At 39.5% G+C, this 13,019-nt stretch carries 15 protein-coding genes; 8 read left to right on the plus strand and 7 right to left on the minus strand.

The features are described from left to right. Positions 1–91: 91 nt before the first annotated feature. From ES896_RS00515 to mnhG, 7 genes are read left to right on the plus strand one after another with little or no spacing between them, the layout of a single operon-like run. A complete protein-coding gene (locus tag ES896_RS00515) occupies positions 92–2,503 on the plus strand; it encodes a Na+/H+ antiporter subunit A (RefSeq protein WP_058336866.1) in 2,412 nt (803 codons plus the stop codon). Further along, positions 2,500–2,931, plus strand: coding sequence for a Na(+)/H(+) antiporter subunit B (locus ES896_RS00520; protein ID WP_008345843.1), 432 nt, complete (start codon positions 2,500–2,502; stop codon positions 2,929–2,931). Before ES896_RS00515 ends, ES896_RS00520 begins: the two co-directional genes overlap by 4 nt. Then, positions 2,931–3,272, plus strand: coding sequence for a Na(+)/H(+) antiporter subunit C (locus ES896_RS00525; protein WP_003213576.1), 342 nt, complete (start codon positions 2,931–2,933; stop codon positions 3,270–3,272). Before ES896_RS00520 ends, ES896_RS00525 begins: the two co-directional genes overlap by 1 nt. Then, the gene (locus ES896_RS00530; RefSeq protein ID WP_135226217.1) at positions 3,265–4,743 is read left to right on the plus strand and encodes a Na+/H+ antiporter subunit D; all 1,479 of its coding nucleotides are present in this window, start codon (positions 3,265–3,267) and stop codon (positions 4,741–4,743) included. Before ES896_RS00525 ends, ES896_RS00530 begins: the two co-directional genes overlap by 8 nt. Before the next feature lie 6 nt (positions 4,744–4,749). Then, entirely contained in the window at positions 4,750–5,229 is a 480-nt protein-coding gene (locus ES896_RS00535; RefSeq protein WP_008345848.1) for a Na+/H+ antiporter subunit E, read from the plus strand. After that, positions 5,229–5,510, plus strand: a complete 282-nt coding sequence (locus ES896_RS00540) for a Na(+)/H(+) antiporter subunit F1 (protein WP_008345849.1) — start codon at positions 5,229–5,231, stop codon at positions 5,508–5,510. Before ES896_RS00535 ends, ES896_RS00540 begins: the two co-directional genes overlap by 1 nt. Continuing rightward, positions 5,494–5,868: a monovalent cation/H(+) antiporter subunit G gene (mnhG, locus tag ES896_RS00545; protein WP_003213369.1), complete on the plus strand. Its 375-nt coding sequence runs from the start codon at positions 5,494–5,496 to the stop codon at positions 5,866–5,868. Before ES896_RS00540 ends, mnhG begins: the two co-directional genes overlap by 17 nt. Positions 5,869–5,958: 90 nt before the next feature. On the opposite strand, the gene ES896_RS00550 is transcribed toward mnhG, so the two are convergent. The 6 genes from ES896_RS00550 to degQ form a co-directional block, all read right to left on the minus strand. Then, complete coding sequence (locus ES896_RS00550; RefSeq protein WP_008345855.1) at positions 5,959–6,348, minus strand: hotdog fold thioesterase; 390 nt, start codon at positions 6,346–6,348, stop codon at positions 5,959–5,961. Positions 6,349–6,371: 23 nt separating this feature from the next. Beyond that, entirely contained in the window at positions 6,372–7,013 is a 642-nt protein-coding gene (gene comA / locus ES896_RS00555) for a two-component system response regulator ComA (RefSeq protein WP_007500477.1), read from the minus strand. Between the two features lie 80 nt (positions 7,014–7,093). Beyond that, complete coding sequence (locus ES896_RS00560; RefSeq protein ID WP_035701206.1) at positions 7,094–9,406, minus strand: ATP-binding protein; 2,313 nt, start codon at positions 9,404–9,406, stop codon at positions 7,094–7,096. A gap of 40 nt (positions 9,407–9,446) precedes the next feature. Then, entirely contained in the window at positions 9,447–9,617 is a 171-nt protein-coding gene (comX, locus tag ES896_RS00565; protein ID WP_074041927.1) for a competence pheromone ComX, read from the minus strand. Beyond that, entirely contained in the window at positions 9,614–10,528 is a 915-nt protein-coding gene (locus ES896_RS00570; protein ID WP_065460972.1) for a polyprenyl synthetase family protein, read from the minus strand. The genes comX and ES896_RS00570 overlap by 4 nt, the downstream gene beginning before the upstream one ends. Positions 10,529–10,679: 151 nt before the next feature. Next, positions 10,680–10,820 (minus strand): degradation enzyme regulation protein DegQ, encoded by a 141-nt coding sequence (gene degQ / locus ES896_RS00575; protein WP_003213123.1) that lies wholly within the window; start codon positions 10,818–10,820, stop codon positions 10,680–10,682. Positions 10,821–11,325: 505 nt separating this feature from the next. Here degQ and ES896_RS00580 point away from each other — a divergent pair. Then, positions 11,326–11,679, plus strand: coding sequence for a YuzC family spore coat inner layer protein (locus tag ES896_RS00580; RefSeq protein ID WP_019744042.1), 354 nt, complete (start codon positions 11,326–11,328; stop codon positions 11,677–11,679). A gap of 36 nt (positions 11,680–11,715) precedes the next feature. Here ES896_RS00580 and ES896_RS00585 read toward each other — a convergent pair whose 3' ends face one another. Then, a complete protein-coding gene (locus tag ES896_RS00585) occupies positions 11,716–12,942 on the minus strand; it encodes an EAL and HDOD domain-containing protein (protein ID WP_135226532.1) in 1,227 nt (408 codons plus the stop codon). Positions 12,943–13,019: the final 77 nt, after the last annotated feature.

Below are 13,019 nucleotides of genomic sequence, written 5' to 3' on the forward strand. Positions count from 1 at the left end.
AACCAATGCACTATGTCTGTATTTACGCTATAATTTTAATTACCAGTTCTTTAGAACGTGAATTTATATTGATCAAAGGAGGTTCATTTTCTTGCAGCTTATTCACTTCGCCATCCTATCACCTTTTTTACTTGCCTTTGTCGTCCCTTTTCTCTTTAAATACGTAAGGCGTATACATACAGGATGGTTTGTTCTCATCTTGCCTATTCTTTTATTTACCTATTTCATCCAAATGCTTCAGATCACCTCGAATGGACGAACGTTATTCTCACAAGCTGAATGGATTCCCTCTCTAGGGATGAATTTCACTGTGTATGTAGATGGTCTCAGCCTGTTATTTGCTTTACTCATCACAGGTATTGGTGCACTTGTGGTACTGTACAGTATTTTCTACTTATCAAAGGAAAAAGAACAGCTTGGCTCTTTCTATACGTATTTATTAATGTTTATGACCGCTATGCTTGGTGTTGTTCTCTCTGACAACATGGTCGTACTCTATTTGTTCTGGGAGCTAACAAGTATCTCTTCCTTCCTCTTAATTGGGTATTGGTATAAGCGTGAGCGTTCCCGTTACGGAGCAACCAAATCACTGCTTATTACTGTGTTTGGCGGATTGGCTATGCTTGGTGGCTTCATCCTCATTTACCTGATCACTGATTCATTCAGTATTCGCGAAGCAGTCAATCAGCTTCAGCTCATTATGGCATCACCTTATTTCATCCCTGCGATGGTTCTCATTTTACTAGGGGCCTTCACGAAATCAGCGCAGTTCCCATTTTATATTTGGCTGCCTGATGCTATGGAAGCACCAACCCCTGTAAGCAGTTATCTGCATTCTGCTACTATGGTCAAAGCCGGTATTTATCTGGTTGCCCGCTTTAGTCCGATTTTTGCTATATCAGAGGTGTGGTTTTGGACCATTTCGATTGTCGGACTTATCACACTATTCTGGGGATCTTTCCACGCCGTTCGGCAAAATGATTTGAAAGCCATTCTGGCCTTCTCGACAGTGAGTCAACTTGGTATGATTATGCTCATGCTCGGAGTAGGCGCAGCTGCCATTCATGAAAACAACCCTGCCTTTTTTGGCGCAGCCGTTCTTGCTGCTATTTTTCATCTCATTAACCACGCGACCTTTAAAGGAAGTCTCTTTATGGCAGCAGGGATTATCGATCACGAAACAGGTACACGTGATATTCGCAAATTAGGTGGATTAATGACCATCATGCCAATTACCTTTACAATTACGTTAATTGGTACATTCTCGATGGCTGGACTCCCGCCATTTAATGGATTTTTAAGTAAAGAGCTATTTTTCACAAGTATGATCCGGATTTCTGACATCAGCTTTACGGATGTTTCAACATGGGGGGCTGTCTTCCCTGCTATCGCTTGGCTCGCTAGTGTGTTTACGTTCATCTACAGTATGATGATCGTCTTCAAAACATTTAGAGGCCGTCTGAATGTCGATCAATTGGAGAAAAAACCGCATGAAGCACCGATTGGTATGCTGATCCCGCCAATTATTTTAGCTGCACTTGTGGTCACGTTCTTCTTTTTCCCTAATATTCTTGCCTATTCTGTCATTGAACCTGCCATTCAAGCGATCATTCCAGAAGCCATTCAAACAGGAAGCCGCTTTGCCGTAAAAATTGAAGCGTGGCATGGATTCCAGCCAGAGCTTTACATGACAATTGGTGTAGTTGCGCTCGGTACCATTGGCTATTTAACGCTGTCAAAATGGCGCCCAATGTACAACATATTTAAGGAAAAATGGTCATTTAACGCTTTGTATGATCGTTCACTTATAGGTGTAGAAAAAGGGTCATACCGCCTAACAAACAGCTATATGACAGGATTCCTTCGTGACTATCTTGTCTATGTATTTGGTTTTATGATTATCGTGCTTGGCAGCGTGATGTTCTACAAGCAAGCCTTCTCATTTCAAACTGAGCACGCTGCATCAATCGGCACGTACGAAGCCATCCTTTCACTTGTGATGGTCGCAGCGACAGTCACGACTGTATTTGCTCGTTCACGCTTAACAGCTATTATTGCGCTAGGTGTTATGGGCTACACGCTGTCATTGTTCTTCGTGATTTTCAGAGCACCTGACCTTGCGCTGACACAGCTCATTATTGAAACCATTTCTGTCGCGCTGTTTTTACTTTGCTTCTATCATTTGCCAAAGCTGAGTCTGAAGCAAAAAACACGAAGATTTAAATTAACAAATTTGATCATCTCATTAGGTGTTGGAGTCGTTGTCACCTGTCTTGCTTTCGCTTCAACAAGCCAGCAATCTCTTGACACAATTTCAACGTACTTCATTGAAAACAGCTACAAACTGGCTGGCGGAGACAATATTGTCAATGTCATTCTTGTCGATTTCAGGGGCTTTGATACACTCTTTGAGATTACAGTGCTGGCCATTGCGGCACTCGGTATTTATGGATTATTGAAGGTAAAAGCACAAGGAAAACGGAAGAGAGGCGTACGGCGATGAGAAAGATTGATACGAATGATATGCTCTTACAAGTCACAACTAAAATTACAGCATTCATCATCTTGCTTTTCTCACTTCACCTATTTCTTGCAGGACATAACAATCCTGGCGGAGGATTCATTGGCGGTTTGATGAGTGCTGGTGCTGTCGTCCTTCTGCTTTTAGCCTACGACCTTAAAACAGTCAGACGCATTTTACCATTTGACTTTATTTATGTGGCTGGTGTCGGTTTGCTCGTTGCCATCCTAACAGGTATGGGATCTTTTCTGTTCGGAGCACCTTTCCTATCCCATGCATTTGATTATTTCCAACTGCCGTTTCTAGGGAAAACAGAACTGGCGACAGCAGTCCTGTTTGATATCGGTGTGTATTTAGTTGTTGTTGGTGTCACCATGACCATTATTCAAACGATTGGAGAGAAGGAATAATGGAATTTCTAATGTCTATTATCGTCGGAATCATTTTTATGGCAGCGACCTATTTAATGCTTTCAAAAAGCCTTCTGCGGGTCATCGTCGGTACTGCCGTTTTAAGTCACGGCGTCCATTTGCTTCTATTAACAATGGGCGGCTTAAAAAAGGGAGCACCTCCTATTTTGAAAGAGGGGCTCACATCCTATGTAGATCCATTGCCACAAGCATTAATTTTAACAGCCATTGTCATTGCTTTTGGTGTAACATCCTTTTTGCTCGTGATGGCCTTCCGTGCCTTCCAAGAGCTGAGAACAGATGACATGGATCAAATGAGAGGAAATGATCAGCATGAATAATCTCGTGATCCTGCCTATATTAATACCATTACTAGCTGCTACATTATTGATTTTTATGAATAAAAACACCATGCTGTCGAGAGGCTTTAGTGTGTTTGCATCTCTTTTAGCCATTATCTGTAATGTCTATTTGGTCCAAACGATTTTCACAAACGGCATACAAACCCTTTATTTGGGCGGCTGGAAAGCACCGTTTGGCATTGCCCTTGTGGCCGATCAGTTTGCTGCGCTTCTTGTTTTGACCGCTTCCATTGTTGGACTTGTCACAGTTCTTTTTTCCTTTCAAACGATTGGGAAAGAAAGAGAGCGACTGTTCTATTATTCTGGTGTCCAATTCTTGTTAGCTGGCGTCAGTGGTGCCTTTTTAACAGGAGATATTTTCAACCTGTTTGTCTTCTTTGAATTATTGCTGATGGCATCTTATATGCTCATTGTTCTGGGTGGTTCAAAGCCTCAGCTTCGTGAATCACTGAAATACATTGTGTTTAATATTATCTCATCGGCATTATTTATTGTTGGCGTAGCGTGTTTATATGCAGTCACAGGCACACTGAACATGGCTGATTTAAGTGTGAAAATAGCTGAATCTGGGCAAACAGGGTTAATCACCGTGATTTCGATTCTGTTCCTGATCGTATTTGGCTTAAAAGCTGGGGTCTTCCCTCTTTATTTCTGGCTGCCAGGGTCTTATCATGCACCGCCGGCAGCGATTTCAGCTTTGTTTGGCGCACTGCTGACAAAGGTCGGGCTATATGCGATTGCCAGGGTCTTTACGCTCATCTTTATACATGATACAGGTTTTACACATACAATTATGGCCTGGCTAGCCGCTCTAACGGTTATATTCGGTGTCATTGGCTCTATCGCCTATTCTGATGTGCAAAAAATTGTGATTTATAACATTGTCACAGCTGTTGGTGTCATTTTGTTTGGGATTGCGGCCAATACACCGGCATCACTTCAAGGCGCCATTTATTACCTCATTCACGATATGGTGATCAAAGGAGCTCTATTTATGCTCGCAGGGGCACTGTTTGTGTATGCTGGAACCAATCATCTGAAAAAAATGGGTGGGCTGATTCAATCCCAGCCTCTACTCGGCTGGATGTTCTTCATATCGGCTTTATCACTTGCGGGTATTCCTCCGCTAAGTGGATTTGTTGGCAAGCTGAAAATTGTTGAAGGTGGGTTTTCTGCTGGGTACATGACGTTCTCTATCCTTGTTTTACTGTCCAGTCTTCTTGTCCTTTATTCTGTTATGAGGATTTTCATGCTCGCGTTTTGGGGAGAGGAACAGGATATGCGAAGAAGAAAGCCATCCATTAGAGGAATGGTGTATCCTGGGGTACTGCTTGTTATCTTATCGCTTGCGATTGGATTAGGCACAGAATTCATTGCACCTTATATCAATCAAGCTGCGGAAATGCTTTCAACACCAGAAAAATATATTCAAGCTGTGCTGAAGGAGTAGATGAACATGGCCTTTCAAATATTATTAAACGCTCTCCTCGCCTTTACATGGATGTTTATGAATGATACATACAGAGCTGCAGACTTTGTATCAGGCTTTGCACTAGGGATGATCGCCATTTTTATGCTGCGGCGATTCTTCCCGCAACGTTTTTACGGCTATGCCCTTTATGCGATTTTCAAGCTCGTCATCATTTTTATCAGAGAGCTACTTCTTGCTAATTTGAGTGTACTCAAGACGGTGTTATCTCCAAAGCTTAAAATCAAGCCTGGTATTTTCGCCTTTCGTACAGATTTAAAAACAGATTGGGAAATCACCATACTGGCCAATATGATTACATTAACACCTGGTACACTGGTCATCGATATTTCCGATGATCGCTCGATTTTATATATTCATGCGATGGATATTGAAGATGCTGAAAAAGCCATCCACGATATTCGGGTATCATTTGAAAAAGCGATTCAGGAGGTGAGCGGTAAGTAATGGAACTGATCTTGCAAATGTCACTTGGAATTCTTGCGCTGTCTACTTTGCTTTTTGTCATACGGGTCATCAAAGGACCTTCTATCCCTGATCGTGTCAGTGCGCTTGATGCGATAGGAATCAATTTAATTGGGATGACAGCCATCGTGTCTATCTTACTGAAAACCACGACGTTCTTTGAAATTATTTTACTGCTCGGTATTCTTGCCTTTATCGGCACTGTCGCTTTTTCCAAATTCCTTGAGAAAGGGGAAGTGATTGAAAATGATCGTCATCGCTAAAGCTATTGTGATTTTCTTTATTCTGCTTGGCGCTATCCTCTGTTTGATTTCAGCCATTGGTGTCCTTCGCCTGCCGGATGTTTACACACGTATGCATGCTGCATCAAAAGCATCGACACTTGGTGTTGTTCTCATTTTAGTTGGTGTATTCTTTCATGAATGGTTTCTTGCAGGGATCATCTCTGCGAAAATCCTGCTTGGAATTGTCTTTATCTTTCTGACCGCACCAGTCGGCGCTCATTTGATCGGAAGAGCCGCTTACAACACTGGTGTGAAAATGGACAAACGAAGTGTCCAAGATGATTATGGCGGTTTCCGTAACTTTGTCATTAAACGAAAAGAAGACTCTTATTTATAAATGAAGAACCTGACATTCAGGTCTTGTTCACTTTACATGCATGTTCATAAAAGGGTATTAAAAAAAGCTTCCGCTGCACCGGGAGCTTTTTTATATGCGATCAATGACAGCGAGTGTACATCTTGACGTACAGATATGACGGTCTCGATCATCTTTTATATCGATTTGGAATACCATTGTACGCCGTCCTACATGTACAGGAACAGCTGTAGCTGTCACCACTCCATCACGTACAGATTTTAAATGATTGGCATTGATTTCAATACCTGAACAAACCTGCTGAGTTAAGTCTAAATGAGCAGCAGCACCCATGCTTGCCACTGTTTCTGCTAGAGCAGCTGATGCTCCTCCATGCAGTAATCCAAATGGCTGTTTTGTTCGGTGATCGACTGGCATTGTCGCCACGCATCGTGACGTATTGCATTCCACAATCTCAATCCCCAGTGCCTCAAGCAGTGTATTTGAACCACTCACATCCATCAAGGCCCTCTCCCTTCACACGTTTACAGCACACTTTCCGATTTTGCAATTAACACCGCTTCTGTTCGAGATCCAACATTCAGCTTATTAAAGATGGAGGTCAAACTGTATTCAATCGAGCGTTTGCTCAAATGAAGCACATCGGCGATCTCTTGGTTTGTGTACCCTTTTTCCACTTCTCTTAAGATTAAACATTCACGCTCTGTTAACAGCTCATGATCCGTCTGCTGCGCCTGTTCTGGCTTCTCTTGCTGCTGTGAAATTAATTTCTTTAAATAGGATAGTTGAATGACAACTTCTCCTTGCAATGTGCGGTGTATGTATTCAATAATTTTGTCTTTTGTCTCTGTTTTACTTATTGCACCATGCAATCCAGCTCGAATGGCCTCTTCGAAATAATCATCTACTTCATATCCTGTATAAATGATAATTTTCACTTGTTGATTCGTTTCTAGAATTTGTTTGGCAATGTCCATTCCATTGATATCCCCGAGATTTAAATCCATCAAGATCACATCATAGATGGAAAAGTCATGCGTCTTTAAAAAGGCGCCTTCTGCATCAGGACTTAAACAATCGACTGATAGCTGCTGATCTGATTCTAATATGCTTTTTGTCCCTTCCATGACAGCCGGATGATCATCAATGACCAATATCTTCTTCATGTCTTCCTCCCTTTAAATCACTCACTTCCATTTTATATAAAAGACTTGGCAGATGCCAAGTCTTATTCCTTAAGAAATCGTTACAATTCCATTTCAATTTTCACCTTGAGCCCTTTTTCAGGTGCCGTGTGAATTTGAAGCTTTCCATTTAGAGCTTTGACTCGTTCCCTTATGCCAGAAAGACCCATGCTCATCGTGTGCTGATCAAGCTGGCTTGCATCAAATCCGACTCCATCGTCCTCATAATGGAGAACAACTTGATCTTTAATACAAATGAGCATCACTAAGACTTGGCTGGCCTTAGAATGCTTCAACGCATTGGATAACAGCTCCTGCACAATCCGGTAAATATTCAGCTGTGAGTCAATATCAATGTCCAGTTCTTTATCAAAGCGGGTTGTATTCAGCCTAATATGAAATGGCGCTTCCTCTTGAATTTGCGAAGTCAGCTTCGAAATTGCCTTCACTAACCCCAAATCATAGAGGAGCTGTGGCCGAAGTTCATGACATGTTTCTCTCGTGGTTTGAATCACCTTAGACATTTGTTCATTCCATGAGATCAATGAATTTTCAATAGATGTTGGGCATTGGTTGTTTTGGAAATTGGTTAAGAACATCTCGGACTGTCTCTTCAGTGAAATCAAATCCTGCAGCACAGAATCATGAAGATCCCTCGCTAAATCTGAACGCTGCTTCTCTTCCATGGCGAACATGACTTTCTTCAGCCAGGCGGGATTGGCTTCCCGCTGTTTCAAATCCTCAAGATGCTCCATCAGTTCTTCGATCTTGACGACATTTTCTAAACTGACACTTGTGTAAAATGCCAATGTTTTCAGCCATGAGATTTCATCGCGGGTCAATTTCGGCGTCTGTATATTGGATAAGCAGCAAATCATAAACGAGTGACCGCCCCGCTCTCCAATTTTCATCATAAACCCTTTATCAAGCTCGATGATTTTCCCAACTTCACCTAAAATATCTTGAAATTGATCCACGTATTCTTTCCATAACTTACTATCATTTGTTGATTCATCAATTTCAATCATTTCTCCATTAGCCTTCACCTCTAGCACAAAGGCTTTATTCACAACGAGCACTTCTAAAATGGTGTATTTCAAATGATACAGTACTTGATGAAGTGATGACGCCTCACGAATAAGCTGCGTAAATTTAAACACGCTGTCTTGGTAATTATACTTCTCTGAAAAACGTTTCAAACGAAAACGGAAATCTAAAATTTCTTTGAAATAGAAAACAGCCAACATGAGTGTATATGTGATGAATGCGAGCTTCAGAGTGTACTTTAAATCTTCTGGTTTTTGCAGAATATAAAACGTGACAACAACTAAAATGGTCGGTGTAATGGCAATAAATCCATAGTATTTAAGTCTACTAATCAAGAAATCCATATTGTAAAGTTTGTTCGTCATGAATTGATACACGAGTGAAAAAGGAATGAGCAATACAAAAGAAGTTAAGAAAAAGGGATCTACAACATAAATACGAAACAAAACATATGGAATTGCAAATAAAAATATAAACGGACAAAATGCTATGATATTAATCATGACAAAAAACTTTAAAACAGACCCCTGCTCTGTCTCTTTATATTTCTGCATTCCATTAATAATGACTTTGAATGACATGATAATAGAAGCAAAAAAGAATAAAAGATTTAAACTCGGCATGTATCTGGCTATCGCCGAATCAATTGGAACAAACAGCTCTATTACTAGATTAGTTATAGGAAGACTATATAAAATATAAATTGTTTTTCGAGTCGTTATATGCAGGTCAAACTCTTTGAAATATTGATAAATGAAATGAATATAAAAGATAAATACACTTGATAAACAAAATGTGATGACATAATGGCTAAATCTATCACCAATACCCGAAGTACCTGCACTAAGATATCCGATACAAATCGTTAATAAAAATAAAACTAAAAGAAATGCTGATTTTCGTTGGATCTCTTTGTTAATACGAATGATAAAGAAGATACAAAATAAACATATTGAATACAGGATGAGAGGAATTATATAGACAAATAAACTTTCTTGACCAATCAATGTCTTATTTTTTAGGGTGATCATTTGGTTGCCTCTTTGAATATCAATTCTTTGCACATTCCTAAGCTCACCATTGATCAAATGATCTTTGTTGTTAGCAGATTCTCCATTGATTTTAAGTATAATATCTCCTTCTTCTAATCCTGATGTGTAGGCTAAAGAAAGATATTCGACTTTAACAACTTCTGCTTGACCATTCTTGTTCTCCTCAACACGTGCTCCATTAAAAATATCAAATACATAAATATATGAAACATAGATCACAAATAAAAAAGACAGAAAAACAAAAAAAGCAGATAGTTTCGTATAAGTTATCTTCATGTATAAAACATCCTTAACTGGAGAACTTTTAAATCAAGTATCATTTATAGTACCATATATAATCTGCAGACATTTGCCCTTTTTTTATGCCTTGAATGATTGCTTTCATCGTTTCCTCATCTGTGTGAATTAAACTTGCATTCCCTAAGTCCAATTCATTCACAACACTAGGATTTTTCACTAAATATGCAATAACATTTTGAATGTTCAATCATTGCCCTCCTTTGTCATATATGCATATAATTGTTCCTTTTTCGTTTTAGGCAAATCAAGTTGTGCAATTCCTTGCTTCATTTTTAACAGCATAATCTCTCTCATCGATACCATGTACTGAGTCAAACCAGCTTCAAGTAACTTTTGCTTCAGTTGAAACGGCTTTTGCTCTGACTCATCCAGCCGGTTAGAAAAGAAGGAAAGAAGCTCTAGACTGACATTGTTAAAATGTCTTTGTAAATAACTAAATGCCAGCGTTTGTTTTTTTTGAAAATCTCCGTTTGTTTTTGAAAATAACGCAAAAAAATCGTTACTGATTTGTTCAGCAACACCATAATATATCGAATAAGATTCTACAGTGGCATTCATTTTTCTTGTCGCTAAATAAACACCCAGTACGCTAGAAAGAGCTGTTAAAGATCCCGATTTTTTCCTTAAAACCTCTACACAATCTTCTTCTGTTCCATACAAATGACTCAAATCCTCATGCTGCCCTTCCATAGACATTTTGATGAAGTGGAACAGTTTCTCTATTAGTTGAGAATTATTTTCACAAATTGATGTGATGAATTGGATACTCACCGTATACAAATACGTAGCAGCATTGATGGCCACCCCTTGGTTGACGTTCATCCAAGGATACGAATCATTGTCCTGATCTTCAATATCATCTAATATATCGGCAGATAAGATGAGAAGTTCAATCCCTGCTGCCAGTTTTGTAATCGCTTGCTTGTCTTGTCCGCCAAATGCCTCATAATGTTGGTAAGCCAATTGCCCAAAAGGAAATTCATTCTTTATATCTGTAAATTCGAGAAGCAGCTTTTGTAAATCATTTTGCCTGACTGCATGTTGAATAAAATCAGACATTTTCTGCTTGATTTTTGTATTCTCTAGATAGTTTAGCATACTCGATCTTGATCCTCACCCTCTCGCCTCTTATTTTACTAAAAAGAAATAAGCAAATGTCCACTGACATCACTATTTAACAATTATATAATAATATATCCTTTTTTTGTATGTATTTGGATAAAAAAAAGACTTGATGGTTATCAAGTCTTTAAGAAATTTTCACATATTCATATTTGTCGTATTGATCAATGCTTTTGTTAATGTTATGAAGAGAAGCCGTTGTTTCTCTAATTTCGTTTTCAAGTTTCCATAATAGTTGTTTAAGTTCTTCGATTTCATACTTTTCCATCGATTCCACTCTCCTTTTTTGGAAGATCAATGTATTTGTGTATGTTGATTGGGTCATAAGTATTTGATCTGTTACTAACAGTGTAAATGCTATTGAGTATTTTTTCACCGAAAAGTATGCACAAAATGTGTGCGTGATACCGCAAAATTCAATAGGTCTTTTTTCATCATTTTCAGACTTTTCAAATGATACTTTTATCTCAATTTCAAAGGAAATACGTCATTTTTGCGACATGAACAGGCATCATTCGTCACAATTCTCACGATACAGAACATACGATCCCCTCTATTTCCTCGGTTTTTCATGTTATAGGTCAGACGACAGGCTCTACTGTAGACACCGCAATTTTTTGGCGACATTCACCGAAATTGACCGCAAAAGTACCTATTTTTATGATGAATATGCAAAGGTAGAAAGATCATTTTGATTCTTTATTCGGATTTTCTTCATACATTTAGAACAGATATCCGTCCAAATTCACTTCAATGAGAGAAGAGGTGACCATGTGTTTTACTATGTTCCTTATCCGCCTTTGCAGGTTCCCGCAATGGGGAACGCATACCCGCGAACACCTATGACTTTTCCTCCAGTAGATGCTCATGCGTTTCAAAAGGCTGCAAAGGAATCAACCCGTCTCGTGGCTGATGCATCCCTCATTACACAGCAGATTTCCGGTTCGCTTTCGTTTGGACAGCGAATCATGGAAGCTGCTGAACGTGCTGACACCGCAAGTGTGATTCGAATGCTGAAGCAGATTGGGGTGAAAAGCAATATCGATATCCGCTTTAGTCCAGAAGGCATCCGTATCTACTTATCCCTCTCTTCCAGTAGGCTTTTTCTACTTTTACAGTGGGGATAACAAAGAAAAAGGCCGCTCTAGTGGGAGCGGCTTTTCTTAAGATTCAAACATTTTATGACACCATTCAATGGCTTCTATATAACAGCCGTAGGCTTCCTGCTTAGGGAGACTTCCACCTAACATCTCATTATCCCATTCATTTCGTTCAATACGTTTGGCAACGTCTAACACAAGGAAATAGTCATTTTCATAGCCAAGCAGTGCCTCACCTACTTCATCCGAAAGAGGCAGTTCTTTCACAAGTTCAGTAATGTCCGCCCTGACAAGCGTATCAATGAGTGAAAACATACCTGTTAGCATATAAGAAGCGGGATGCTCTCGTTCAGTCCGACTAGCAATGAGTTCACACGTTTTGGCACGAATGAACGACATTTTGATGATTTCCTTTTGGCTTGAGTTGGCTTGGACATTTAGTTCTTTAAATGAAAGGATAAAGATCCATCGCCGTATTTCATTAAACCCAAGCAGGATAATCGCCTGACGAATACTCTTGATTTGATAAAGACGTCTCATGCCGCCAGAATTCAGCATTTTTAATAATTGATATGAAAGAGAAAGATCACTTTCTATAAAATGCGTCACGGTCTGAATATTCGGCTGCTCCTTGCTCAGCTCATTCAATAGCTGATGGTATGCGTGGAAGCTAGTCGATAAGGCTCGTCCCGAAATGACGTGCGGCTCACTAAAGAAATATCCTTGAAACAAATGGAAGCCAGCTTCTAACGCTTCTTCATATTCTTTTCGCGTTTCTACCTTTTCAGCAAGGAATCGAAGTCGATACTTTTTATATGTATGTAAAATGTCTCTTCGTTCTTTACATGTTGTTTTCAGAAAATCAATTTTTAAAATATCAATGCAATAGAGGAGTTCATCGAGTAACTTGTCATGAAAATGTGTTCCGCTCAGAAAGAAATCATCGAGCGCAATCGTGTATCCCCACTTTTTTAATTGCTTACATCTCATAATAAGTGCCGGGGTAATCGGTACATTTTCTAATATTTCGATCACAAGCTGATGTGGATCAAAATAAGTGAGCAGATCAGACGAAAGCAAGCTTTCGGTGAAATTGATGTAGCATCGTTTTCCTTCTGTCAGTGTTTCGATGCCAATGTTTAAAAAACTATTGATAATGAGGTCCGTTGTCGCTTGATCACCATCTTCAGCGCTATATGTATTGGTTTCACTATCTCTATAAAGCAGCTCGTATGATACGACTTGTTCTTTTCTGTTAAAAATAGGCTGCCTTGCAACAAACACCCTCAACTGCTCCATTCCTCCTTTATGCAATGACAAACAAGATGTGCCTTCAGTATACCAAATGATTGCCCATAAGGTTCATT

It is taken from the genome of Bacillus sp. 005/A4HT-01/001, assembly GCF_004634445.1.
GTDB classification, from domain to species: Bacteria; Bacillota; Bacilli; order Bacillales; family Bacillaceae; genus Bacillus; species Bacillus altitudinis.

Excerpts from the sequence above, each read along its gene's own strand:
- ES896_RS00520 (WP_008345843.1), top strand. The coding sequence starts at position 2,500 with ATGAGAAAGATTGATACGAATGATATGCTCTTACAAGTCACAACTAAA.
- ES896_RS00525 (WP_003213576.1), top strand. The coding sequence starts at position 2,931 with ATGGAATTTCTAATGTCTATTATCGTCGGAATCATTTTTATGGCAGCG.
- ES896_RS00530 (WP_135226217.1), top strand. The coding sequence starts at position 3,265 with ATGAATAATCTCGTGATCCTGCCTATATTAATACCATTACTAGCTGCT.
- ES896_RS00535 (WP_008345848.1), top strand. The coding sequence starts at position 4,750 with ATGGCCTTTCAAATATTATTAAACGCTCTCCTCGCCTTTACATGGATG.
- ES896_RS00540 (WP_008345849.1), top strand. The coding sequence starts at position 5,229 with ATGGAACTGATCTTGCAAATGTCACTTGGAATTCTTGCGCTGTCTACT.
- mnhG (WP_003213369.1), top strand. The coding sequence starts at position 5,494 with ATGATCGTCATCGCTAAAGCTATTGTGATTTTCTTTATTCTGCTTGGC.
- ES896_RS00550 (WP_008345855.1), bottom strand. The coding sequence starts at position 6,348 with ATGGATGTGAGTGGTTCAAATACACTGCTTGAGGCACTGGGGATTGAG.
- comA (WP_007500477.1), bottom strand. The coding sequence starts at position 7,013 with ATGAAGAAGATATTGGTCATTGATGATCATCCGGCTGTCATGGAAGGG.
- ES896_RS00560 (WP_035701206.1), bottom strand. The coding sequence starts at position 9,406 with ATGAAGATAACTTATACGAAACTATCTGCTTTTTTTGTTTTTCTGTCT.
- ES896_RS00570 (WP_065460972.1), bottom strand. The coding sequence starts at position 10,528 with ATGCTAAACTATCTAGAGAATACAAAAATCAAGCAGAAAATGTCTGAT.
- degQ (WP_003213123.1), bottom strand. The coding sequence starts at position 10,820 with ATGGAAAAGTATGAAATCGAAGAACTTAAACAACTATTATGGAAACTT.